This is a genomic window from Methylobacterium sp. GXF4 (assembly GCF_000272495.1).
In the GTDB taxonomy this organism is placed as follows: domain Bacteria; phylum Pseudomonadota; class Alphaproteobacteria; order Rhizobiales; family Beijerinckiaceae; genus Methylobacterium; species Methylobacterium brachiatum.
In genome coordinates this window covers 35,202-58,981 of the sequence record NZ_AKFK01000047.1, presented here as the reverse complement: position 1 = coordinate 58,981, position 23,780 = coordinate 35,202, and the positions used below count along the sequence as shown (strand labels likewise).

26 protein-coding genes are annotated in these 23,780 nt (G+C 70.1%); 13 read left to right on the top strand and 13 right to left on the bottom strand.

Features of this window, described 5'->3' with window-relative positions:
• Positions 1-27: 27 nt before the first annotated feature.
• Positions 28-450 (bottom strand): DUF971 domain-containing protein, encoded by a 423-nt coding sequence (locus WYO_RS06125; protein WP_007560300.1) that lies wholly within the window; start codon positions 448-450, stop codon positions 28-30.
• 81 nt (positions 451-531) lie between these two features.
• Here WYO_RS06125 and moaA point away from each other — a divergent pair, with 81 nt between their 5' ends.
• Positions 532-1,590: a GTP 3',8-cyclase MoaA gene (gene moaA / locus WYO_RS06120; RefSeq protein WP_007560298.1), complete on the top strand. Its 1,059-nt coding sequence runs from the start codon at positions 532-534 to the stop codon at positions 1,588-1,590.
• 190 nt (positions 1,591-1,780) lie between these two features.
• Here the strand turns inward: moaA and radA are convergent, their stop codons facing one another.
• From radA to WYO_RS06095, 5 genes are all read right to left on the bottom strand, one after another.
• On the bottom strand, positions 1,781-3,217 hold the full coding sequence (radA, locus tag WYO_RS06115; RefSeq protein WP_007560295.1) for a DNA repair protein RadA: 1,437 nt from the start codon (positions 3,215-3,217) through the stop codon (positions 1,781-1,783).
• Between the two features lie 45 nt (positions 3,218-3,262).
• On the bottom strand, positions 3,263-4,345 hold the full coding sequence (alr, locus tag WYO_RS06110) for an alanine racemase (protein ID WP_007560292.1): 1,083 nt from the start codon (positions 4,343-4,345) through the stop codon (positions 3,263-3,265).
• 99 nt (positions 4,346-4,444) lie between these two features.
• Entirely contained in the window at positions 4,445-4,804 is a 360-nt protein-coding gene (locus tag WYO_RS06105) for a type II toxin-antitoxin system PemK/MazF family toxin (RefSeq protein ID WP_007560290.1), read from the bottom strand.
• On the bottom strand, positions 4,804-5,025 hold the full coding sequence (locus WYO_RS06100) for a hypothetical protein (RefSeq protein WP_007560288.1): 222 nt from the start codon (positions 5,023-5,025) through the stop codon (positions 4,804-4,806). The genes WYO_RS06105 and WYO_RS06100 overlap by 1 nt, the downstream gene beginning before the upstream one ends.
• Positions 5,026-5,192: 167 nt before the next feature.
• Positions 5,193-5,882, bottom strand: a complete 690-nt coding sequence (locus WYO_RS06095) for a queuosine precursor transporter (RefSeq protein ID WP_039902410.1) — start codon at positions 5,880-5,882, stop codon at positions 5,193-5,195.
• Between the two features lie 153 nt (positions 5,883-6,035).
• On the opposite strand from WYO_RS06095, the gene WYO_RS06090 reads away from it, so the two are divergent.
• From WYO_RS06090 to WYO_RS06060, 7 genes are all read left to right on the top strand, one after another.
• Entirely contained in the window at positions 6,036-6,644 is a 609-nt protein-coding gene (locus WYO_RS06090; RefSeq protein WP_039902383.1) for a CvpA family protein, read from the top strand.
• 132 nt (positions 6,645-6,776) lie between these two features.
• Positions 6,777-8,246 carry an amidophosphoribosyltransferase gene (gene purF, locus WYO_RS06085; protein WP_007560282.1) on the top strand — a complete coding sequence of 490 codons (1,470 nt, stop codon included), beginning with the start codon at positions 6,777-6,779 and terminating at the stop codon, positions 8,244-8,246.
• A gap of 156 nt (positions 8,247-8,402) precedes the next feature.
• On the top strand, positions 8,403-9,152 hold the full coding sequence (locus tag WYO_RS06080) for an SDR family NAD(P)-dependent oxidoreductase (RefSeq protein ID WP_007560280.1): 750 nt from the start codon (positions 8,403-8,405) through the stop codon (positions 9,150-9,152).
• A gap of 211 nt (positions 9,153-9,363) precedes the next feature.
• A complete protein-coding gene (locus tag WYO_RS06075) occupies positions 9,364-9,774 on the top strand; it encodes a dihydrofolate reductase (protein WP_007560278.1) in 411 nt (136 codons plus the stop codon).
• A gap of 40 nt (positions 9,775-9,814) precedes the next feature.
• Complete coding sequence (locus tag WYO_RS06070; protein WP_007560276.1) at positions 9,815-10,063, top strand: type II toxin-antitoxin system prevent-host-death family antitoxin; 249 nt, start codon at positions 9,815-9,817, stop codon at positions 10,061-10,063.
• Positions 10,057-10,482, top strand: coding sequence for a type II toxin-antitoxin system VapC family toxin (locus tag WYO_RS06065; protein ID WP_348270288.1), 426 nt, complete (start codon positions 10,057-10,059; stop codon positions 10,480-10,482). The genes WYO_RS06070 and WYO_RS06065 overlap by 7 nt, the downstream gene beginning before the upstream one ends.
• A gap of 71 nt (positions 10,483-10,553) precedes the next feature.
• Positions 10,554-11,672, top strand: a complete 1,119-nt coding sequence (locus tag WYO_RS06060) for a carboxylate-amine ligase (protein WP_007560274.1) — start codon at positions 10,554-10,556, stop codon at positions 11,670-11,672.
• 138 nt (positions 11,673-11,810) lie between these two features.
• Here the strand turns inward: WYO_RS06060 and der are convergent, their stop codons facing one another.
• The 3 genes from der to WYO_RS06045 form a co-directional block, all read right to left on the bottom strand.
• Positions 11,811-13,163, bottom strand: a complete 1,353-nt coding sequence (gene der, locus WYO_RS06055; RefSeq protein WP_007560273.1) for a ribosome biogenesis GTPase Der — start codon at positions 13,161-13,163, stop codon at positions 11,811-11,813.
• A 28-nt stretch (positions 13,164-13,191) separates the two neighbouring features.
• Positions 13,192-13,902 (bottom strand): tetratricopeptide repeat protein, encoded by a 711-nt coding sequence (locus tag WYO_RS06050; RefSeq protein ID WP_007560272.1) that lies wholly within the window; start codon positions 13,900-13,902, stop codon positions 13,192-13,194.
• A gap of 109 nt (positions 13,903-14,011) precedes the next feature.
• Entirely contained in the window at positions 14,012-14,620 is a 609-nt protein-coding gene (locus WYO_RS06045; RefSeq protein WP_007560271.1) for an NnrU family protein, read from the bottom strand.
• A 403-nt stretch (positions 14,621-15,023) separates the two neighbouring features.
• On the opposite strand from WYO_RS06045, the gene WYO_RS06040 reads away from it, so the two are divergent.
• The 4 genes from WYO_RS06040 to WYO_RS06025 all read left to right on the top strand — a co-directional run bounded on the left by WYO_RS06040 (position 15,024) and on the right by WYO_RS06025 (position 17,730).
• The gene (locus WYO_RS06040) at positions 15,024-16,172 is read left to right on the top strand and encodes a hypothetical protein (protein ID WP_244424090.1); all 1,149 of its coding nucleotides are present in this window, start codon (positions 15,024-15,026) and stop codon (positions 16,170-16,172) included.
• 101 nt (positions 16,173-16,273) lie between these two features.
• Positions 16,274-16,906 carry a pyridoxamine 5'-phosphate oxidase family protein gene (locus tag WYO_RS06035; protein WP_007560269.1) on the top strand — a complete coding sequence of 211 codons (633 nt, stop codon included), beginning with the start codon at positions 16,274-16,276 and terminating at the stop codon, positions 16,904-16,906.
• A 148-nt stretch (positions 16,907-17,054) separates the two neighbouring features.
• On the top strand, positions 17,055-17,366 hold the full coding sequence (locus tag WYO_RS06030; RefSeq protein ID WP_007560268.1) for a hypothetical protein: 312 nt from the start codon (positions 17,055-17,057) through the stop codon (positions 17,364-17,366).
• Positions 17,367-17,469: 103 nt separating this feature from the next.
• Positions 17,470-17,730, top strand: coding sequence for a hypothetical protein (locus WYO_RS06025; RefSeq protein WP_007560266.1), 261 nt, complete (start codon positions 17,470-17,472; stop codon positions 17,728-17,730).
• A 15-nt stretch (positions 17,731-17,745) separates the two neighbouring features.
• On the opposite strand, the gene WYO_RS06020 is transcribed toward WYO_RS06025, so the two are convergent.
• Positions 17,746-18,420, bottom strand: coding sequence for an SOS response-associated peptidase (locus WYO_RS06020; protein ID WP_007560264.1), 675 nt, complete (start codon positions 18,418-18,420; stop codon positions 17,746-17,748).
• Between the two features lie 246 nt (positions 18,421-18,666).
• Between WYO_RS06020 and WYO_RS29285 the strand changes: the two genes are divergently transcribed.
• A complete protein-coding gene (locus WYO_RS29285; protein ID WP_007560262.1) occupies positions 18,667-19,248 on the top strand; it encodes a hypothetical protein in 582 nt (193 codons plus the stop codon).
• 39 nt (positions 19,249-19,287) lie between these two features.
• On the opposite strand, the gene WYO_RS06010 is transcribed toward WYO_RS29285, so the two are convergent.
• The 3 genes from WYO_RS06010 to WYO_RS06000 all read right to left on the bottom strand — a co-directional run bounded on the left by WYO_RS06010 (position 19,288) and on the right by WYO_RS06000 (position 23,580).
• Positions 19,288-20,760 (bottom strand): PAS domain-containing methyl-accepting chemotaxis protein, encoded by a 1,473-nt coding sequence (locus WYO_RS06010; RefSeq protein ID WP_244424084.1) that lies wholly within the window; start codon positions 20,758-20,760, stop codon positions 19,288-19,290.
• 373 nt (positions 20,761-21,133) lie between these two features.
• Entirely contained in the window at positions 21,134-22,312 is a 1,179-nt protein-coding gene (locus WYO_RS06005; protein ID WP_007560257.1) for an L-dopachrome tautomerase-related protein, read from the bottom strand.
• Between the two features lie 92 nt (positions 22,313-22,404).
• On the bottom strand, positions 22,405-23,580 hold the full coding sequence (locus WYO_RS06000; RefSeq protein WP_007560255.1) for a zinc-dependent alcohol dehydrogenase: 1,176 nt from the start codon (positions 23,578-23,580) through the stop codon (positions 22,405-22,407).
• Positions 23,581-23,780: the final 200 nt, after the last annotated feature.

Here is a 23,780-nt window from a genome sequence, read left to right as displayed (position 1 = left end):
AGCTTCCGAGCCTCCGACCATTCGCCCTCAATGGCAGCCGCACGAGCCCGAGCCGCAACCGCCGCCTTGCTTGGCCGGGGCCGAACGCGCGGTCTCGCGGTCGAGCCCGCGTTCGGCCAGCTCGGAGAGATAGGTCTGCCAGCGGGATTCGTATTCGCGGCCCAGCGTGTGCAGGTATTCCCAGCCGTAGATCCCGGTGTCGTGCATGTCGTCGAAGCCGAGCTTGATCGCGTAATTGCCGATCGGCTCCACGGCCAGGATCGCCACGGCGCGCTTGCCGCCGATCACCTTGCGCTCCAGGGGCGAATGGCCCTGCACCTCGGCCGACGGGCTCGATATCCGCAGATACTCCGCCGGCAGGGCGAAGCGCGACCCGTCCTCGAAGGCGACGTTGAGCACCCGCCGATCGGCCGACAGGCGGATCTCGGTGGGCCACAGATCCTCGTTCACAGGTCACACTCCTCAAGCATTCCGGGGTTGCGGCCCGGGGTCGGCTTGCCCACGACCGTATCGGGCATCATATGCTCAATCATGCTCGATGACATCTCCAGCACGCCGCAGGGGTTTACGGCCGAGGCGCCCCGCGCGCCGTCGCCCGCGCCGCTGATCGACCCGTTCCAGCGGGCGATCTCGTATCTGCGCATCTCGGTGACGGATCGCTGCGATCTGCGCTGCGCCTACTGCATGTCGGACAACATGCAGTTCCTGCCCAAGCGCGACCTGCTGACCCTGGAGGAGCTGGACCGGCTCTGCGGCGTGTTCATCGCCCGGGGCGTGCGCAAGCTCCGGATCACCGGCGGCGAGCCCCTGGTGCGCCGCGACATCATGCACCTGTTCCGCCGCCTGTCGCGCCACCTCGATTCGGGCGCGCTGGAGGAGCTGACGCTGACCACCAACGGCACGCAGCTCACGCGCTACGCCGATGAGCTGGCGAGCCTCGGCGTGCGCCGGATCAACGTCTCGCTGGACACGCTGGACGCAGGCAAATTCCGGGCGATCACCCGCCGGGGCGACCTGCCGGTGGTGCTCGACGGCATCGCGGCCGCGCGCAAGGCCGGCATGAAGGTCAAGATCAACGCGGTGGCGCTGCGGGACGTCAACGCCGACGAGATCCCCGACATGATCGCCTGGGCCCACGGGCTCGGCATGGACATGACCCTGATCGAGGTGATGCCGCTCGGCGAGATCGAGGCCGACCGCACCGACCAGTTCCTGCCCCTGTCGGTGGCGCGGCAGCGCCTGGAGAGCCGCTACACGCTGACACCGTTGTCCGACCGCACCGGCGGCCCGGCGCGCTACGTCCGGGTCGAGGAGACCGGCGGCAAGCTCGGTTTCATCACGCCGCTGACCCACAATTTCTGCGAGAGCTGCAACCGGGTGCGCCTGACCTGCACCGGCCAGCTCTACCTGTGCCTCGGCCAGGAGGATTCGGCGGATCTGCGCGCGGTACTGCGCGCCTCTTCTGACGATGCCGTGCTGGCCGCCGCCGTGGTCGAGGCGATCACCCGTAAGCCCAAGGGCCACGACTTCGTCATCGAGCGCCAGCGCCCGGCCGCAGTGCCCCGGCACATGAGCGTGACCGGCGGGTAGCGCGACGCGTTCTCCCCCCCTTGGGAGCCACGGGCGCAACAGGATTCGATCGTCGTTGCGATCGTACCATGGAGGCGGAAAGCGCGGGTCTCCTCTCCCGCACGGGAGAGGGGGCATGTCGCGGCGTTCACACGCCGCCGCGCGCTTCAAACTGCGTCGTCCGTCGCCGCGAGCAAAGCGACAGCCAAGCCTAAATCTCCTCGTCGGCGTAGCGCGATTGCGCCCGCCCGCGCTGCCCGGAGCCCTTCCGCGGCGCCCCGGCGCTGATCCCGGCGACCAAATCGGCGATGTGCCGCAGGGTCTCCACCGAAAGGGCCTTGTCGCCCTCGCCGCGGCCCTGCGGAATCAGCGCCTTGGCGAAGCCGAGCTTCTGGGCCTCCTTCAGCCGGGATCCCGCCTGAGCCACCGGCCGGATCGCTCCGGACAGGCCGATCTCGCCGAAATAGACCGTCTCCGGCGGCAGCACCGCCCCCGACAGGGACGAGACCAGGGCGGCAGCGACCGCGAGATCCGCCGCCGGCTCGGTGATGCGCAGGCCGCCGGCGACATTCAGATAGACGTCGTGGGTGCCGAGCCGGATGCCGCCATGGGCCTCCAGCACGGCCAGCACCATGGACAGCCGGTTCGGGTCCCAGCCGACCACGGCGCGCCGGGGCATGCCCAGCGAGGAGGGCGCCACCAGCGCCTGGATCTCCACCAGCAGGGGGCGCGTCCCCTCCATCCCGGCGAAGACCGCGGTGCCGGCGGCCTGATGGTCGCGCCCGGCCAGGAACAGGGCCGAGGGGTTGGGCACCTCGGCGAGCCCCGCATCGGTCATCTCGAACACGCCGATCTCGTCGGTCGGCCCGAAGCGGTTCTTCACCGCGCGCAGGATGCGGAAATGGTGGCCCTGGTCGCCCTCGAACGAGGCGACCGCGTCGACCATGTGCTCCACCACCCGGGGGCCGGCGATCTGCCCGTCCTTGGTGACGTGGCCGACCAGGATCACCGCCGTGCCGGTGGTCTTGGCGAAGCGGATCAGCGCCTGAGCCGAGGAGCGCACCTGCGTGACCGTGCCGGGGGCCGATTCCACGGTCTCGGTCCACATGGTCTGGATCGAATCGATGATCGCCAGGGCCGGCGGCCGGCCCTGGCTCAGGGTCTCGATGATGTCCTCGACATTGGTCTCGGCGGCGAGATCCACCGGTCGGGAACTCAAGCCCAGCCGCTCGGCCCGCAGGCGCACCTGCCCCACCGCCTCCTCGCCCGAGATGTAGGCGACCCGCTCGCCGGTGCCCGCCATGGCGGCGGAGGCCTGCATCAGCAGGGTCGACTTGCCGATGCCGGGATCGCCGCCGAGCAGGATCACCGAGCCGCGCACGAAGCCGCCGCCGGTGACCCGGTCGAGCTCGCCGATTCCCGAGGGGATGCGCGGCGCCTCCTTGGTCTCGCCAGTCAGCCCCTCGAGGGGGAAGACCCGGCCGCGGGCGCGGGAGGGCCGAGTCGCTACCGGGCCGGACTGGCCGGGCGCGGCGGCCGCCTCCTCGACGATCGTGTTCCAGCCGTTGCACGCCTCGCAGCGGCCGCGCCAGCGGTTGTAGACCGCCCCGCAGGATTGGCAGACGAAGGTCTGGTGGATCTTGGCCATTCGGGTCCGCGCGCCGCCGGTCCGGCATTCGAAGAAGGGGTCGGATCACCCTACATAGGTTCGAACATAACGCGAACCCAGCCCCGTCAGGATCTCGTAGCCGATCGTCCCGGCGGCGCGGCCGACCGTGTCGATGTCGAACTCGTCGCCGATCAGCACGGCTTTGGCGCCGCGCCGGGCCGCGGGGGCCGCGGTGACGTCCAGGATGATCAGGTCCATGGAGACGAGGCCCAGGATCGGGCAGGGCACGCCCCCGACCAGGGCCTGCCCGCGCCCGCTGATCGACCGGGGGAAGCCGTCGGCATAGCCGAGCGACAGCGTCGCCAGACGGCTCGGCGCGGCGGCGGTCCAGCGGCCGTTATAGCCGACGCTGGTTCCGGCCTCGACATGCCTCACCTGGGCGATCAGGGCCTCCAGCCGCACCACCGGGCGCATCGGGTTGGCGGATTCGGGGGTCGGATTGCCGCCGAACAGGGCGTAGCCCGGCCGCAGCAGGTCGTGCCGGGCGCCGTCGAGAAAGACCCCCGAGGAATTGGCGAGCGAGGCAAGCAGGCCCGGATAAGCCGCACGGACCCGGGCGAAATCGGCGATCTGCCGGGCATTGACCGGATCCTCCGGCTTTTCGGCGCTGACGAAGTGGCTGAGCAGCAGGTCGATGCCGGCGGCCGCGATGCCCGGATCGCCGGCAAGCTCCAGCGCCTCCGGCACCGGCAGCCCGAGTCGGTTCATGCCGGTATCGACATGGAGCGCCGCTGGCCGACCCCCGCCCGAGAAGGCGGCCCATTCGGCGATCTCTTCGCGGCTGCCGAGCACCGGGCGCAGGTCGTGCGCCGCGAAGGTCGCGCAGGCGCCGGGCGGCAGGCCGTTCAGGATGTAGATCGCGGCCTCCGGCAGGGCGCCCCGGGCGGCGACGCCCTCGGACAGGTGGGCGACGAAGAAGGTCCGGCACCCGGCGGCCCAGAGGGCCGGCCCGACCTGCGCGATGCCGCAGCCATAGGCATCGGCCTTCACCACGGCGGCGCAATCGGTCCCCCGGGCGGCCAGCATCCGCCAATTCTCCGCGATCGCCCCGAGATCGATGGTCAGCCGGGCGCCGTGGGCGCCGATATCTGTTCCGGATTCCGTCACCGATCGCCTACCCGCCACCGAAGCGCCCCCGATCCTCGATTCCCCGCGGACGGATGCACGATGCGGACCCGTGAGGCGAGTCGGTTCGCTGCATTGCTCTCAGGGGTCGACGAGACTGGCAACCCGTGCGGCGATCTCGCCCACGGTGTCCGGATCCGCGATACCGGCGAGGCTCGCACTGCCATCGGCGAGGCGCGCCCGGAGATCGAAGCTGCGGACCTGCGTGCAGACCGCCACGCCGGTCAAGCCATCCGCCGTGACGGGGACTGTGAGGCCCGCGGCGCGGGCGCCCGCCGCCACCGTGGAGATCACCACGGCGATTGCCGTGCCGTGAACGTTCACGGCCTCTGGCGTCAGGACAATCCAGTAATGTCGATCGCGCATTTCCCGGCCGATGACCGGGTTGGGGTTGATCGAGTAGATCTCGCCACGCTTCGGGACTTTCGGCCGTGGGCCCATCACCCGATCTCATTGCCCACTGGAGGGCCTTCCAGAGCCTTGGCCGTATCCGCGTACAAGGCCGGCAGATGCTCGGCCCCTTCCAGAAGCTCCGCCAGGGTATAGCGACGTTTTCGCTTCGCGACCGGTGTCGCGACCAGAGCGCCGTCCTGTACGGCGAGTGTGAGATCGGTGCCCGTATCGGCTCCGATCGCGGCCAGAACGGCGGGGGGGAGCGTCATCACGCGGGCTCCGCCTTGGCGCCGAACGGTCACAACCGCCGTGGGTGACGCTTGAGTCGGCGGTTTGGCGCTCTTCGTCACGCCAGGCGTTCGCTTGGCTGCCGGCATGGTCACGCTCCTCCGGAAAGTGCTACAAAGGTAGCACCCTTTCGATGCCGCAACATCCCTCACCCCCGCAAGCGAAACGGGTTGAAATCCGTGTCTGTATCGAAGGCGTCGCGGCCTTCGGCGCGCTTCAGGAAGCCGATCAGCGGCACGCTGAGGGGCAGGGCCACGATCTCCCACGCGACCTTCAGCGCCCAGATCGAGAGCGCGAGGCGGACGAGATCCGCGGCGGGATAGAGCCCGCCGAAGCCGAGCCCGATGAACAGGGCCGAATCGATACCCTGGCCGACCAGCGTCGAGGCGACGAGCCGCGCGGGCAGTCCCCGGCCGCGAAAGCGCAGCTTCAGCTTGGCGAGCAGATAGGCGTTCAGGAACTCGCCGGTGAGATAGGCCGCGAGCCCGGCCAGCGCGAGCCGCGGGGTGGCGCCGAGCACGGCCTCGAACGCCGCCTGGTGCGGCCAGAACGGCGCGGGCGGCAAAGCCGCCGCGATCCCGTAGGCCAGGATCCAGAGCGCCTGCGCCAGGAAGCCGGTCCAGACCACGGCCCGGGTGCTGGAATAGCCGTAGACCTCGGTCAGCACGTCGCTGAACAGGTAGGAGGCGGGAAACACGATCACCGCCGCCGTGAAGGTCAGGCCGCCCACGGAGACGATCTTGCCCGCCAGCACCAGCGAGATCATCAGCACCGCGCCGAACAGGCCGGCGATCGGAACGAGGTAAACGGGGCCGGTGGAAGCCCTCTCGGCACTCACGATCGGCGCGGGCTGATGCACGGACGGCACAGGCCGAACGCGCAGTCCGCGCCTGAGGGTGACGGCCGAGTTTCGGCTTGGTATACTTCGGCCCCGGTCCCGGGGAGCCGCATGGCCGCCGCGGCATTCCCTCTGGTTCCTAAAAGCTCACAGATGCCGTTTACCGTTCTGGATCTCGTCGTGCTCGGCATCGTCGCGGTCTCCGCGCTGCTCGCGGCCGTGCGTGGCGTCACCCGCGAGGTGCTGGCGATCATCGCCTGGGTGGCCGCCGCCGCCGTCGCCTGGTCGTTCTATCCGATGCTGCTTCCGCTGGTGAAGCAGCACGTCAACAGCGATACCGTGGCGCTGGTCGCCTCCATCGCGGCGATCTTCCTCGGCACGCTGATCATCGTCTCGATCATCACCGTGAAGATCTCGGACGTGGTGCTCGACTCGCGCATCGGCGCGGTCGACCGGTCGCTGGGCTTCCTGTTCGGGGCGGGCCGCGGCTTCCTGATCTGCGTGATCGGCTGGGTGTTCCTGTCCTGGCTGGTGCAGGGCAAGGTGCCGGATTGGGCGGCGCAGGCGCGCACGCGCCCGATGCTGGAGAAGTCCGGCGACGCCCTGGTGGCCCAGCTCCCCGAGAACCCGGAAGGCTTCCTGAAGCAGTTCAAGAAGCCGAAGGCCGGCCCGCCGCCCAACGAGGCGGCCGACGCCCCCGCCGAGACCGATGTGGCGCCCCAGCGCCGCACAGAGACCGCGCCGACGCCGACGCGACGCTGACCTGCGGCGCGCGCCGTTGGCCGGTCTCCGTGGAACGCCTAGATAGCGGTTCCGGAGACGATCGGATGATATCCGCGACGACCGGCGCGCCGGCCCGTCGCCGCCGGGACTCGTGAAGTGATCGATCGCAGCATGTCCCAATCCGACGCTTACGCCTCCGATTTCGACCTCGACGGCGATACGCTGCGCGAGGAATGCGGCGTCTTCGGCATCTTCGGGCACCCGGAGGCCTCGGCCATCGTGGCGCTCGGGCTGCACGCCCTGCAGCACCGGGGCCAGGAGGCGGCCGGGATCGTGTCCTTCGACGGCTCGGTGTTCCATTCCGAGCGGCGCCCGGGCCTCGTGGGCGATTCCTTCTCGGATGGCGACACCATCGCCCGGCTGAAAGGTCGCGCCGCCATCGGGCATGTGCGCTACTCGACCACCGGCGGGACGATCCTGCGCAACGTGCAGCCGCTCTTCGCCGAGCTCGCCAGCGGCGGCCTCGCGGTCGCCCATAACGGCAACCTCACCAACGCCTTGTCGATCCGCCGCGACCTCGTGCGCGACGGCGCGATCACGCAATCGACCTCCGACACCGAGGTGATCCTCCACCTCGCGGCCCGCTCGCGGAAGCCGCGGATCGTCGAGCGGTTCATCGACGCCCTGCAGGCGATCCAGGGTGCCTACGCGATCGTGGCGCTGACCAACAAGAAGCTGATCGGCGCCCGCGACCCGCTGGGCATCCGCCCGCTGGTGCTGGGCGAGCTCGACGGCCGCTACATGCTGGCCTCCGAGACCTGTGCCCTCGACATCATCGGCGCTCGCTACGTCCGCGACGTCGAGAACGGTGAGGTCGTGGTGATCTCCGAGGAGGGGATCGAGTCGATCCGCTTCGCCGATGCGGTGCCGATGCGGCCCTGCATCTTCGAGTACATCTACTTCGCCCGGCCGGATTCGGTGGTGAACGGCAAGAGCGTCTACGCGGTGCGCAAGGCGATCGGCCGGGAACTGGCCCGCGAGGCCTCCGTCGCGGCCGACGTCGTCGTGCCGGTGCCGGATTCCGGCGTGCCAGCGGCGCTCGGCTTCGCGCAGGAGACCGGCATCCCGTTCGAGATGGGGATCATCCGCAACCACTATGTCGGGCGGACCTTCATCCAGCCGACCCAGTCTGTGCGCGAGCTCGGCGTGCGGATGAAGCACTCGGCCAACCGCGCGGCGATCGAGGGCAAGAGCATCGTGCTGGTCGACGACAGCCTGGTGCGCGGCACGACCTCGGTGAAGATCGTCCGGATGATGCGCGAGGCCGGCGCCGCCGAGGTGCATTTCCGGATCGCCTCGCCGCCGATCACCTACCCGGACTTCTACGGGATCGACACGCCGGAGCGGGAGAAGTTGCTGGCCGCGACCCACGACCTCGAGGCGATGCGCAAATATATCGGCGCCGACTCGCTGGCCTTCCTGTCGATCCCCGGCCTTTACCGGGCGATGGGCGAGGAGGAGCGCAATGCGGCCTGCCCGCAATACACCGACCATTGCTTCACGGGTGAGTACCCGACCGGCCTGACCGACCTCTCCATCGCCGGCCCGAAGCGCTTCGCGATGCTGGCCGAAGCGGACTGAGCGGGGGATCCCAAAGGGCTCAGCCCTTTGGCGGGGTCCAGGGGCGGCGCCCCTGGGTCTTGGCAGGGCTCCGCCCTGAGCCCGCAAAAGGTCACGGACCTTTTGAAACCGGAATTTTTGGATCCCCCTGGCGCGGAAATGCGCTAGGTCCTGGGCATGGCTGATCCTCAGAGAAAGCTCGAAGGCCGCGTCGCGGTCGTCACCGGGGCGTCCCGCGGCATCGGGCGCGCCGCCGCCTTGGCTTTGGCCGGGGCCGGGGCCCATGTGGTCGCGGTGGCCCGCACGGTCGGCGCCCTGGAGGAGCTGGACGATTCCATCCGGGCGGCCGGATCCAGCGCCACGCTCGTGCCGTTCGACCTCGCCGATTACGACGCCATCGACCGGCTGGGCGCGGCGATCAACGAGCGCTGGAAGCGGCTCGACATCCTGATCGGCAACGCCGGCATCCTCGGCGCGCTCATGCCGATCGGCCACATCACCCCGAAGGTCTGGGACCAGGTGATGCAGGTCAACGTCACCGCAAACTGGCGCCTGCTCCGCTCGCTGGACCCGCTGCTGCGCATGTCCGATGCCGGCCGGGCGATCTTCGTCTCGTCGGGCGCAGCCTCGAAATGCCGGGCCTATTGGGGACCGTACTCGGTCTCGAAGGCGGCGCTCGAAGCGATGGTGCGGACCTACGCGGCCGAGAACGAGACCACCGCGATCCGGGCGATGCTGCTCAACCCGGGGCCGCTGCGCACCGGCATGCGCCGCTCGGCCATGCCGGGCGAGGATCCCGCGACCCTCAAGACCCCCGAGGATCTCGCCCCCCACTTCGTGCGGCTCGCCGCACCGGACTGGACCGAGACCGGCGAGCTCTACGATTTCCCCACCGACCGGGTGCTGCAGTTCCGCGCGCCCGAGTGACGGACAGCGCCCTTTTACGACCGGGTGAATCCATCCAATCCACCCTCATCCTGAAGTGCTGCGCAGCAGCCTCGAAGGAGGCCTCCAGGGATCGCAGAGGCCTCTGGAGGGCTCCTTCGAGGCCCAGCGACCTGCGATCGCCGGGCATCTCAGGATGAGGGGATGGGTGGGATCGGCCGGATGATTCCCGTCTCTCACATCTGGTGCCCTCATGATCGACGTCCGCTGCATCTGTGCGATCGGCCTGCGCGGCCAGCTCGGCCTGAACGGGCACCTGCCCTGGGAGGGCAACACCGACCCGCTGTTCGTGGAGGACGTGACGCGGTTCTTCGCGCTCACCATGGGCCACGTGCTGATCGCCGGGCCGAAGACCGTGGCCTCGGTCCCGGACTTCGCCTTCAAGGACCGCACCATCGACGTGATCCGCAGCCACGAGGATCCGGAGCAGGTGCTTAAGCGCTACCCGGGCCGCCGGATCTTCGTCGGCGGCGGCATCGCGGTGTGGAACGTCTACGCCAAGTACATCCAGAACTGGGACATCACACGCCTGCCCTATGACGGTGAGGCCGACCGCTGGTTCGACCCGGCCTGGTTGGTGGGCGGGGCGCTGCGGACGCCGTGACTCGCTGGACAGGGCGCCGGCGCCCTTCCTATCATCGGGTATGAGCGAGCACAGCGTTCAAGACGCGGAGCGAAACCTCACCGACCTGATCGACCGCGCGCTCGCGGGGGAGGGCGTCGTGATCACGCGCGACGGGCGACCGGTGGCGACGCTGAACCCGATCCGGCGGGCCGGACGCCCGATCACCGCCGAAGATCTCGATTGGCTCGCGCAGCGGCGTGTGCCGATGCAGGTGCCCACGCAGGATGCCGGCCAGCTGGTCCGCGCCCTCCGCGACGACGAGTGGTGAGGGTCTATCTCGACGCCAGTGTTCTGGTCGCCCTGCTGACGGACGACCCCTTGACCGCCCGCGCCGACGCGCTCTTCAGAACCTTGGCACCCGTCCCCATCGTCAGCGACTTCGCGGCGGCGGAATTCGCTTCGGCGCTCGGGCGCCGGGTGCGAACCGGCGAGATCGCGGTCGCGCATGCCCGGATGGCCTTCGCAGATCTGGACCGCTGGAGCGAGGCGGTGGCCGAGCGTATCGACCTCGGCCCCGGGGATGTTGCCGCCGCCGCGGGTTTCCTGCGCCGGCTCGACATCACGCTCCGGACGCCCGACGCCCTCAACATCGCTCTGTGCCGGCGCGTTTCGGCAACCTTGGCGACCTTCGATGACAAGATGGCCGCCGTCGCCAGCACCCTCGGCCTTCCGGTCGTTTCCGGATAGGTCGTCGCGCCACCGTCGAAACCCCGCGTAGCGCGTCTATCTGAAGGCGTATTAGCCCGCCGGAGACGCAGATGAGCGCCCACAGCTACCGCTTCGGCATCGAGGAAGAGTATTTTCTCGCCGATGCCGAGACCCGCGGCACGCCCCGGGGGGACCTCGCCGGGTTTCATGCCCGGGTGAAGGCGGAGCTGCCCGAGACCGGGCGCGAGCTGGTCGCCGCGCAGGTCGAGGTCTGCACGCCGCCGCTCGACGATGCGCAGGCCGCCCGAGAGAATCTCGGTGGCCAGCGGGCGCAGCTCGCGGGCATCGCGGCCGAGAGCGGGCTGAGCCTGCTCGCCTGCGGCACCCATCCGCTCGCGCATTGGTCCCGCCAGACCGCCACCGACGGCGCGCGCTACAAGGGCATCCTGTCGGATGTCGGCATCGCGGCGAGGCGGGCGCTGATCTGCGGCATGCATGTCCATGTCGAGGTGCCGGACCCGGAGGCGCGGATCGACCTCATGAACCGGCTGCTGCCGTTCCAGCCGCTGCTGCTGGCGCTCTCGGCCTCCTCGCCGTTCTGGCAGGGGGAAGCGACCGGGCTGATGGCCTACCGGCTCAGCGTCTTCGGCGAATTGCCCCGCACCGGCCTCCCCGAGCTCTTTTTCGATGCAGCTGCCCATGCCCGGTTCGTGGACATCATGACCCGCTCCGGCGCCATCGCCGATGCGAGCTTCCTGTGGTGGTCCCTGCGGCCCTCGATCAAGTTCCCGACCCTGGAACTGCGCATCGCCGATGCCTGCACCCGGCTCGACGATTCGCTCTGCGTCGCCGCCCTGTACCGCTGCCTGGTGCGGCTCTGCGTGCGCCGGCCCGACCTCCATGCCGGGCTCGACGGTGTCTCGCGGGCGCTGGCTTCGGAGAACCTGTGGCGGGCCCAGCACAGCGGCGTGCGCGCGACGCTGATCGACGAGGCGAAGGCCGAGGCGGTGCCGTTCGCCGCGGCGCTGGAGGCGGTCCTCGCCCTGGTGGCGGAGGATGCGGACGCGCTCGGCTGCGCGGCGGACGTCGCCCGCGCCCGGGCGATCGTCGCCGAGGGCACTAGCGCGGACGGGCAGGTCGGGGCGTTCGAGGCGGCTCTGGCCGACGGAAAGGACGAGCGCGCCGCGCTGTCGGCCGCGGTGGACTGGATCGCCGACGCGGCCCGGTGACCGCTCTGCTCGCCCCCATTTCATCATCGCGAGCGTAGCGAAGCGACCCAGGGATGCACCACACCCGAGGATCGCGCGCTGCCCTGGGTTGCTTCGCTACGCTCGCAATGACGGCGCGATCGTTTGGCTGGAAACGCCTCAGCCCTTGTCGAACGGGTTCTGCGAGGTCCGCAGGCTCAGCCGGATCGGCGTGCCCGGCAGCTCGAACGCCTCGCGCAGGCCGTTCACCAGGTAGCGGGTGTAGGATTTCGGCAAGGCGTTGAGCTGGTTGCCGAACAGGGCGAAATGCGGCGGCCGGCTCTTCACCTGGGTGGCGTAGCGGATCTTGATCCGCCGGCCCGACACCGCCGGGGGCGGATTGCGGGAGGTCGCCTCGCTCAGCCAGTCGTTGATGCGCGAGGTCGAGATCCGCTTGTCCCAGACCTCGGCGGCCTGGACCACCGCCTGCATCAGCTTGTCGAGGCCCTCGCCGGCGAGCCCCGAGAGCGGCACCACCGCGACGCCGCGCACCTGCGGCAGCAGGCGGGTGCAATCCTCGCGCAGCTGCTTCAGCAGGCCGGGCTGGTCGGCGACGAGGTCCCACTTGTTGAGGCCGATCACCACGGCCCGGCCCTCGCTCTCGACCAGGTCGATGATGGTGAGGTCCTGCTTCTCGAACGGGATCGTGGCGTCGAGGAGCACCACCACCACCTCGGCGAAGCGCACCGCGCGCAACCCGTCCGAGACCGCGAGCTTCTCCAGCTTGTCGTCGATCCGGGCGCGGCGGCGCATGCCGGCGGTGTCGTGGAGCTTGATCTTGCGGCCGCGCCACTCCCAGTCCAGCGAGATCGAATCGCGGGTGATGCCGGCTTCGGGGCCGACCAGCAGCCGATCCTCGCCGAGCATGCGGTTGATCAGCGTGGACTTGCCGGCATTGGGGCGGCCCACGATGGCGACCTTCAGGGAGCGGCCGCCGGGGGCGTCCTCGTCCTCCTCGTCGTCCTCCGGGTCGGGCTTGGGCAGGACGCCCTTCAGCGCATCATGCAGCTCGCCCAGGCCCTCGCCGTGCTCGGCCGAGAACGGGATCGGGTCGCCGAGCCCGAGGGTGAAGGCCTCGTAGGCGCCGGAGAGGCCGGTGCCGCCCTCCGCCTTGTTGGCGATCAGGATGACCGGGCAGCCGGCCCGGCGCACGAGTTCCGCGAAGGGCTGGTCGGCCGGCAGCACGCCGGCGCGGGCGTCGATCACGAACAGCACCACGTCGGCGGCGAGGATCGCCGCCTCGGTCTGCATCCGCATCCGGCCCATGAGGGTGGCGGCGTCCGATTCCTCCAGACCGGCGGTGTCGATCACCCGGAAGTGGAGGCCGCCGAATCTGACATCGCCCTCGCGCCGGTCGCGGGTCACCCCCGGCCGATCGTCCACGAGCGCGAGCTTCTTGCCCACGAGGCGGTTGAACAGGGTCGACTTGCCGACGTTCGGCCTCCCGACGATCGCGACGGTCGGCATGTCCATGGTATGTCTCGAAGTGGTCGAAGAAAAATCAGCGCGTGATCGGTGGGGGCGGGGCGGCGACCTCGGGCTTGGCCTCGGTCACGGTGACCGGGCCGCCCGCCACGAGGGCCGCGTAGACCTCGATCCGCTCACGCAGGTTCCGGGGTGTCTCGGGATCGGCGACCAGCTGGTCGAACCAGCGGCCGGCCTCCTCGAAATCGCCCTTCTTCAGGGCGGCGAGGCCGAGCATCTCGCGGGCGGTGTGGCGGAACGGCGTGCCGGCCGCGAGCCCCTGGAGATTAGCCAGAGCCGGGTCCGGGTTCGCGCTGTCGAGGCGCAGCAGGGCGGCGCGCAGCCGCGCCAGATCGCGTAGGCCGTCGCCGAGGCCGGTGTCACCGGCGAGCGTGTCGAATTCCTTCGCGCCCGCCTCCGCGTCGCGCTTGCCGGCCTCCGCGGCCGAGCGGAACCGGGCGAGCAGGCGGTAGCCGGCCGGGCCCTGGACCTCCAGCGCGTCGAAGACCTTGTCGGCCTCCGCGACCTTGCCGTCGCGGGCGAGGCGGTTGGCCTCGTCGAACTGCACCGAGGCGGCCTCGGCGGCCACGCGCTGCTGGTTCTGCCAGTAGCGCCAGCCCGCCACGCCCACGACCAGGAGCACGGCGAGCGCGATGATCACGCCGCTGTAGCGCTTCCAGATCTGGAGGATCCGGTCGCGGCGATAATCCTCGTCGACCTCGCGAATGAACTCGTTGTTCTCGGCCATCATTTCCCGGCCCGCGTCTATCCGCGGGCCACCTTGCACAGCGATCGAGCCCCGCGCCTAACACACGGGCGCCGGGTTGGCGACAGCGGGCGTGGGACGGCGGGGGTTCTCAGGCGGTTCCGGGCCAGACCGGCACGCCGATCAGCGGGTAGTGCAGGTAGCGGGCGAACACGAACCAGACGGCCGTCCCGATCATCACGGCCAGGATGTCGTTGCGCCAGCCATGCGGGGCTACGGCCGGGCCGCCGTGCTGGGCGACCACCGCCCCGGGGGCGAGCGCCCGGCGCTTGGCGCTGATCCGCGCCGCCACCGCCCAGGCCAGGAAGCCGCCGAACAGCAGGATCGAGCCGAGATCGCCGTTCGCGAGCAGGTGGGCGGTCGCCCAGATCTTCACGGCGAGCAGCATCGGGTGCTTGGCCTTGGCCCGGATATGGCCCGGCAGATAGGCGGCGGCGAGGCACACGAAGGCCAGCCACACCAGCGTCAGGGCGAGGTGGCGGGTCCAGACCGGCGGATCCCAGACCGGGATGTAGCCGGCGAGCCGGTAATCGTGGAAGCCGACCGCGATCAGCACCAGCCCGAGCAGCGACAGGGCGGTGTAGCCGAGCTTGAACCGGCCCTCGCCGATCCGGCCCACGATCGCGGCGCGCTGCGAGCGGACCATGGAGAAGGCGTGCGTGCCGAGGAACAGCACGAGCCCGAGGATCAGGAGGAGCATGTAAGACTTTCGGGCGACGGCCGGGCGGCAAGTACTCTGTAACGGTTCTCAAGCGAATCTGGCGCGCTTTGTCCAGGCGTAGCCGGGACGCACCCGGATCTCCGCGATGGGCTTGGCGTATCGGATCGTCGGAACGGAGGGCGTGGCGAGGCCGGTCCTTCCGGTTGCCCTCACGGGCAAGCGAGTTCACCCGGCGCAGGACCCGGCGCGGGTCCCCTCTCCCGTGCGGGAGAGGGACAGGGTGAGGGGGGCGACCTCTCCGGAAGATCCGGGTCCCTCACCCCAGCCCTCTCCCGCACGGGAGAGGGGGCGTGTCGCGGCCTTCACCGGCCAATCTGTGAATTTGAGACCCTATGTGCGGCGAGGAATCCGGCAGCGTTTCGCCCTGCTCGCAGCCGCCCTCGTGCCGCTCCTCCTCATCCCCCCGAAGGCCCAAGCCGCCGCCGAGCCGCCGCTCTCGGCCCTGACCCTGGTCGGGCCGCCCGCCATCGTGTTCAAGGCCGGGCGCGATGCCTGCGACGGGGCCGATGTGCCGGATGCGCCGGCCCGGGCGTTCCGGGATGCAGCCGGGGCGGTGGCCCTGTTCGGGATGCATTACCGCAACCGCGCCCTGCGCGGGCCCGACCTCGACCACCTCAAGCTCGACTGCGCCGTGGTGCTCGATTCGGGCGAGAAGCCCGATCCGGCATCCTATGACGACCGGTCCTGGATCACCGCCACCTGGACCGAGGACGGCCGGCATGTCGCCGCGCTGCTGCACCACGAATACCAAGCCAACGAGCATCCCGGCCGCTGCCCGGCCGGCTCCTACATGGCGTGCTGGTACAACACGATCACGGCCGCGGCTTCCGCGGATGGCGGGCGCAGCTTCGCGCGCCGGAACCCGCCCGTGGTGGTCGCCGGAGCCCCGTTCCGCCAGGAGGTCGATCAGGGCCGGCATCGCGGCTTCTTCAACCCGTCGAACATCGTGGCGGAGGGGCGCTGGCGCTACGTCCTGGTCTCGACCACCGGCTGGGACCGCCCCGGCAGCGACCAGGCGGCCGGACTCTGCCTGTTCCGCAGCGACGACCCGGCCGACCCGGCCCGCTGGCGCGCCTGGACCGGCACCGGCTTCACCGCCGCCTTCCCGGACCCCTACCGCAAGCCCGTCCCGCCCGCGGCCACCTGCCGGCCGGTGGGGCCGTTCCCGGGGCCGGTGGGAGCCGTGGTCCGCCACCGCGCGACGGGCGCCTGGATTGCGGTGTTCATGGCCAAGGCCGGCGACGGCTTCGCCCGGTCCGGCTTCTACTGGTCCAGTTCGCGCGACCTGATCACCTGGGACACGCCCCGCCTGCTGCTCGAAGGCGCGACCCTCTACGACGACCCGTGCAAGGCGACCGCGCCGCTGATCGCCTACCCGTCGCTGCTCGATCCGGCGGCGCAGGGGCGCAATTTCGACGATGTCGGCGACCGGGCGCTCCTGACCTACGCGAGCCTGCGGGTCGAGGGCTGCACGATCACCTCCGACCGGGACCTGCTGCGCCGCCCGGTGGCGATTCGCGTCTGGCCCTGACGCGGACGTTCCGAAAGCCTCAAGCCATCCTGCCCGCCGATGCTGCGGCTCGACGGCCGAGATTCAGCCGCCTCAGGCATCACTGCCGCAGCGAGGATCGCATGGACGCAGACACCGGGGTTTCCGCGACGATCCGGGATGGGGCGGAGCTGCGTGCGCAGTTCGGCGCGGTCGGCCCGCTCGCCGCCGCCAAGGTGCTCGACCACCTCGACGATTACGCCCGCCGGTTCATCGCGCTCGCGCCGTTCCTGGTGCTGGCGAGCGCCGACGCGGCCGGCCAGGCCGATGCGAGCCCCCGGGGCGACGCGCCGGGCTTCGTGGCCGTTCGCGATAGCCGCACCCTGGTGATCCCCGACCGGCGTGGCAACAACCGGATCGACAGCTTCCGCAACGTCATTGAGAACCCCGGAATCGGGCTGATCTTCTTCGTGCCGGGCATCGACGAGACCCTGCGGGTGAACGGCACCGCGGCGGTCACGCGGGACCGCGCCCTGCTCGAGCCGCTGGGCGCCCGGGGCAGCGTGCCGACCATCGGGCTGATCGTGCGGGTGCGGGAGGCCTTCTTCCATTGCGGCAAGGCGCTGATGCGCGCGCAGCTCTGGGACCCGTCGCGCCACGTCGCCCGCGACACCTTTCCCAGCCTCGGGCGCATCCTGGCCGAGCAGACCGCCGCATCCGGAGTCGCGGAGGCCGAGGGGCGGATCGCGGAATCCTACCGCACGCGGCTCTACTGAGAGGCCGCATCGGCTGGCATGGATCGGCCGACCCTGCCTTCGTGATGCCGCGCTCGTCGTTCGGTCCACGCGCATCCGGACCCGATCCGGCCCTGGCGCGTTCCGAAGGGAGGACGATGCCCGAGGCTCCGCAACGAGACGGTCCCGCATGCGCGACTCCCACAGACTCGAGGCGGTGCGCCGCCGCCTGGCCGACCCCGGAGCCGCCCGCAACCGCGAGGCGGCCGCGCTCGGGGCCGGGGCCCTCGGAGCCGGGGCCGTCGGCGCCTCGGCACTGGGAGCGCTGGCGATCGGGGCCGTGGCCTTCGGCGCGGTGGCGCTCGGCGCCTTCGCCATCGGCCGGCTCTCGGTCGGCCGCGCCCGGGTCGGTGTGCTGGAGGTGGGGTCCCTGAAGGTCGGATCCCTGGAGATCGATACGCTGACGGTCCGGACGCTGCGCCGGCCGGACGGGACGCGCTGAAGCGTCATCGGACGGCGGTCGTCGGCGCCCGAGACTGGCCGGGTGGCGCCCGATGGCGTAGCCTTCCGCATCATACCGGACATGCCCGCGAGGACAGCCCGCGATGAGCGACAAGACCAAGCCCTTCCGCCCCGGCGAGGCGGTCGATGCCCTCGGCGAGCGGGAGGGCGATTTCGTGCTGCCGCTCTGCCTGCCGAAGCCCAGCCTGCTGATCGGCGAGGACCTCGCCATGATCGTCCTCGACACGATCCACGGCCAGCGGGTCGGCCTGCCGCTCAGCCCGCAGGGGGCGGCGGACCTCCACGCGGTGCTGGAAGAGGCCCTGCGGCTGCTTCAGGCGCGGAACGGCGGCTCGCTCCAGTAACCGCCCGACCCCCCTTCACCGCTCCGGCTCGACCTCCGTCTCGGGTCCGTCCGCACGGGGACCTCGGGCCACCTCCCGCATCGCCGCATCCGGCAAGGGACGCTGCAGCTTGAGCGCCTCCGGGGTCGGCGCCTCCAGCCAGGCCGCCCATTCCTCCGGCTCGGTGAGCAGGACCGGCATCGCCTTGGGATGCACCGGGCCGACGACGCCGTTCGCCTCCGTGGTGAGGAACGAGAACAGGCGGTGCTCCTCCGCCACGCGGTCCGGGTTCTCCCGCTTCGTCCCGCGCACGCCGGTCCAGGGCCGCCAGATGCCCGCGAAGGCGAAGAGCGATCGGTCGTCGTCGCGGGCGAACCACACGGGCGTCTTGCGCGGCTTGGTGTCGGCATACTCGCTGAAGGCGGTCGCCGGGACGAGGCAGCGATGGGCCGGGCCGAGCCAGGGGCGCCAATGCGGGCTCGCGGCGTTGCGGACATTGGTGATCGGATGCTCTCCGAACGCCTTCGGGCCCGGGATGCCCCAGCGCATCATGGCGAGTTCCCGGCCATCCGGCCCGTTCCAGACCACCGGTGCCATCTGGTCCGGAAAGATCGCCGGCAGCAGAGGCAGGTTGCCGGTGCGATCCTGGACGATCCCGAAGGCCCGGCGCAGCTGCGCCGGGCCGGTGCGCAGGCTGTAGAGGTTGCACATGGCGGTCTCGTGAGGGCTCGATCGGGACGGCAGGGCGACGAAACGACCAGCGCCGCTTCGTCGCAGCGCCGGGCTCTTTTCTCAACATCACAAGTACGGCATGCAGATATCGACGAGTATAGACTGATATAGATTAGCAAGTTCCGGCGAGCGGTCGATCGGTTGTGTGGATGCGCGCGTGCGTCCCGACCGAGGACTTCCCTACGACCGCGGCTCGAACCGAAGAAGCCTTCCGCGGGACGCGCCATGCCGCAGCTGCCGGATATCCGCTCCGACGCCGACGCGCAGCACCCTCGTGCCGTCGAACGGTCGCCCCTGCGCGCCGCGCAGGCGGGCCTCTGGCGCTACGATGGCGCGCATCTGCGGTTCTCCCGCGAGGCGGCCCGGATCCTGGGGATTCCCGCGGCGGATCGCAGGCCGGGACTGCCGCTCGGGCACGCCGCGGCGTTCGTGCATCCGGAGGATCGCCACGCCGTCCTCGCGGCGATCCGGCTGTTCCGTGAGGCGGGCGGGACTTTGCGCACGACCTTCCGGACCGCGCCGGTGGCCGGAACGGTCCGGACGGTCCTGATGCAGGGGCGCTTCGAGGCGGGGGAGGGGGGACGTCCCCGCTTCGGCCACGGCCTCGTCCTTACCCTCGCCGACGACGCGGAATCCGCACCGGACAGCGCCGCTCTCCTCACCAGCATCGAGTTGGTCCTGGCCGCCCGCCGAGCCCTGCAGGCGGCCGGCCCCGCACCGTCGGCGGCGCTTCTGGCGGTGGATTCGCTCCTGATGATGCTCGGCCGGGAGGTGGCGGCGACCCTGGCGGCCGACACCGTGGCCTGAGCGGCTGCAATCCGCGCTGCGAGGTCCGAGGCGAGCGCCCTAGGCGGCATCCCGCGCGGCGGTGCGCAGCTGCTGCGTGGCGCTGTCGGCCTGCTCGGCCGATTGGGCGATCCGTTCGAGGTTGGTGGTGATCGCGCCGACACCTTGAGCGGCCGTCTGCATGCTGGCCGACATCTCGCGCGTGACCGCCGATTGCTGCTCGACGGCGCTCGAGATCGCGGTCGCGACCTCGTTGAGCCTCACGATCGTGCCCTGGATCGAGCCGATCGCCTCGACGGCCCCCCGGGTCGCGTCCTGGCTCCCGGTGATCTGCGTGCCGATCTGCTCGGTGGCCCGGGCGGTCTGGTTGGCGAGTTCCTTCACCTCCGCGGCGACCACCGCGAAACCGCGACCGGCCTCGCCGGCGCGGGCGGCCTCGATCGTGGCGTTCAGGGCCAGCAGGTTAGTCTGCGCCGCGATGCTCTGGATCAGCGCGACGACCTCGCCGATCTGGGCCGCCGAGGCGCTGAGGCCCGCGATGATCCGGTGCGTCTCCCGGGCCTGCCCCACGGCCTGCCCGGAGATCTCCGATGCCTGCGTGACCTGCGCGCTGATCTCCGCGACCGAGGCGGCGAGCTCCTCGGCGCCCGAGGCCACCGTCTGGATGTCGCCGGAGACATGGGCCGACGCCTGGACCGCCTGCCCGGCCTGCTGCGAGACGCCGGAGGCGGCGTCCGCGATGGCGTTCAGGTCGTGGGCGATCGTGTCCTGCAACGCCGCCCGGCGCCGGCGCTCCATCACCGCGGCGGTGACGTCGGTGGCGAATTTGACGATCCGGAGCGGGCGTCCGTCCCGGTCGAAGATCGGGTTGTAGCTGCCCTGGATGAAGACCTCGCGCCCGCCTTTGGCCAGCCGCCTGTACTCGGCCATCTGGTACTCGCCGTGCCCCAGACTGTCCCAGAAGCGCCGGTATTCGGCACTGTCGCGCTCGGTCGGGTCGATGAACAGGCTGTGGTGGCGGCCCTGGACCTCCTCCAGGCGATACCCCAGCGTGGTCAGGAAGTTGTCGTTCGCGGTCAGGACCGTGCCGTCGAGCGCGAACTCGACCACCGCCTGCGACCGGTTGATCGCGGCGATCTGGCCCTCATACCCGATGGTGCGCATGACCTGCTCGGTCACGTCGCTGGCAAACTTGACGACCTTGATCGGCTTGGCGCCCCGGCCGAGGATCGGGGTGTAGGTCGCCTGGAGCCAGATCTCGCGGCCCCCCTTGCCGATGCGCTTGAACTCGCCCGCCTGGAAGTCGCCGTGCCGGAGTGCCGCCCAGAACGCGCGATAGGCATCGCTCTCCCGATAGGCCGGGTCGACCAGGGTCGCGTGAGACCGGCCGCGGACCTCGTCGAGGCTGTAGCCGATCGCATCGAGGAAGTTCTTGTTGGCCGTGAGGATCGTGCCGTCGAGCGCGAATTCAATAACTGCCTGGGATCGGTCCAGCGCCTCCACCTTCGCGTGGAGATCCCTCGAAAACAGCATGCCCATGGGTCGGTCGGATCTCTGGTGATGTCTCAACGGCAATGGATCAGGTCTGGCGCGAGCCGGACGGGAATCTGCGAAAAGACGATGACATCTTGCCGTTAACGGAACGCTAAGGCCTTGAGTCAAGCGCCATCTGTATGGATCCGAAAATTTCTTGTTCTCATCAATAATCGATATGTATTGTATTTATGAGATCAGAATACTTCTGAAGTCTGTTAAACGTAATTTAGAATCATTCTTATCGACGCGTGCCGGGAGCCGCTGTAATCGACCGATAAGCCTGAGCCATATTGGTATTGGCACGTCCGGGACGAGCCTGACCGCACCCCCGGCCGATCGTGCGGACCGGGGATGCGGGTCGTCGGCGACTTCAGCGTCGCGCAGCCGCCGGCTTGAAGCTCCACAATTCGGTCGGCAGGGCGATCGGCGCGCCCTCCTTGTAGAAGGCCGAATCCTGGATATGCGAGGTCGTGACGTAGAGGGTCCCGTCCGGGCCCTGGCTGAACGTGTCCGGCCAGCGCAGCCGCGGATCCTGCACCAGCGTGGTCAGTCCGGCCTGCTTGGCGGCGAGGTCCCGCACCTTGATCGAATCATCCTGCGGCGAGGTCACGTAGAGGCGGCTGCCGTCGCGATCGATCAGCAGCCCGTCGGCCGGGCCGTTCTCGCCGACCGTGACGATCTTGCCGGCCAGAGTCTTGTCGGCCAGCGCCTCCGGCATCATCGGGGCCGTCAGCCAGCCGGTCAGCGTGTCGGTCGGCAGGCTGTACAGCGTCTTGCCCTTGATCGCCTGCCAGTAGAGCGTCTTGCCGTCCGGCGAGAGGGCGATGCCGTCGGCCGAGAACTCGACGCCGCGTCCGTCCGGCCGCCGGAGCGGCTTGCCGTCATAGGTCACGGTCACGGCCGGGTCGGGCATGGTCGCGGCCACGCCCGCCAGCAGCCGCTTGGCCTTGCCGGACTCGATATCGACCACGATCAGCGCGCCCTCGGCACCGGAATCGGTGAGGTAGGCCGTCTTCCCGTCCGGCGCGATCCGCACGTCGTTCAGGTAGGAGCCCTGCGGGGCCACCGATGGGTCGAACGCGATCGTCTTGGCGACCGCGTTGGTCTTCAGGTCGATCGCCACCAGCTTCGGGCCGTCCTTGACCACGGCCGCCATGGCGGGGGCGGCGGCATCGACCACCCAGAGCCGGCCCTGCTTGTCGGCGACCACGCTCTGCACGCAGACGAAATGGGTCTTGGGGTCGACCGCGTCCTTGCGGGCGTTGCGCCAGCTGTTCCACTCCCCATCGGGGTAGGGGACGGGCTTCCCGTCCTTCAGCTCCGCCACCGAGACCGGGGAATCCTCGGTCCAGCGCGGGAAGTTCACGAAGATCCGGCCGTCCTGCGCCACGGTCACGCCGGTGACCTGATGCTGGAACCGGGCGACCTGCGTCAGCGCCGATGAGCCGCCCGGCGGCGACGTCGCGGCGACGGGCTCCTGCGCCAGGGCCGGCCCGGCGACGGTGCAGAGGAGGAGAGGCAGCAGGGTACGGGCAGCCGGGTTGGTCATACGGGAGCTATCCTGGGATCGGGCGATGGTGTCGAAGCCCCGGTCCGGGCGGACCGGGGTCGTGTCGGCGGTATCGAGCGCGGCGCGCGGGATCAGTTCGGGTGGAAAACCACCTTCACGCAGCCATCGGCCTTGTCCCGGAAGGTCTTGTAGAGGTCCGGGCCGTCGGCGAGGTCGGTGGAGCGGTGGGTGATCATCGACGTCATGTCGAACTTGCCCGCCTGGATCAGCTTGGTGAGCGTCTCCAGGTAGCGCTTCACGTGGGTCTGCCCGCTCTTGAGGGTCAGGCCCTTTTGGACGATCGAGCCCATGTTGACCGGCACCGGGCCGCCATAGACGCCCGGCACCGAGACGATCCCGCAGGGCCGCACCGCCTTGATCGCCTCGGCCAGCGCGTAGGGGCGCTCGGTGGAGGTCAGCTTCTCCTGGAGCGTCGAGAGCACGCCGGTGAGGCCGCCATGGCTGGCGCTCGCCTCCATGCCGACGCAGTCGATCACGCCGTCGGCGCCCTGGCCCTTGCTGATCTCCTGGATCCGCTCGAACACGTCCTCGTTCATGAAGTCGATGACGTCGGTGGCGCCGGATGTCTTCGCCAGGGCGAGCCGCTCGGGCACGGTGTCGATGGCGATGATGCGCCCGGCGCCCATGATCTTGGCGGATTGGATCGCGAACAGGCCGACCGGGCCGGCGCCCCAGATCGCGATGATCTCGCCACCCTGGATCTCGCAATGCTCGGCGCCCTGCCAGCCGGTGGGCAGGATGTCGGTGAGGAACAGGACCGACTCGTCATCCATGCCGTCCGGCACCTTCATGGGTGCCACGTCGGCCATGGGGACGCGCACGTATTCGGCCTGACCGCCGGCATAGCCGCCGGTGAGGTGCGAGTAGCCGAACAGCCCCGCGGTCGGGTAGCCGAACTGCGCGGCCGCCATCTCGCCGTTGCGGTTCGAGCGCTCGCAGACCGACCAGTTGCCGAGCTTGCATTGGCGGCAGGCGCCGCAATTGATGTTAAACGGGACGACGATCCGGTCGCCCTTCCGGAACTTGGTGAAGCCCTGGCCGACCTCAACCACCTCGCCCATGAACTCGTGGCCGAGCACGTCCCCGGATTTCATGGTCGGCATCTGGCCGTCCATCAGGTGGAGATCCGAGCCGCAGATCGCGCAGCTCGTCACCTTGATGATCACGTCGCGGGAATCCTCGATCACCGGATCCGGGACCGTGTCGCAGCGGATGTCGTTCTTGCCGTGCCAGCAGAGTGCCTTCATGGCGTCGGTTCTCCAGATCGCGGGGGAGCGCAGAAGCAGGGCGCGGCCTCGCCGGGCCAAATCCCGGGCGATGCGGTTGGATTCCGCGTCGACGCACGGGGCGTCCTGCCGCTCGTGGTGTCGCTGGGGAGCCAAGACACGCGCCGGAATCCGGTTCCCGCGGCATTCCGCGCCGCGGCCGTCGCCTGGCCATGCTCGGA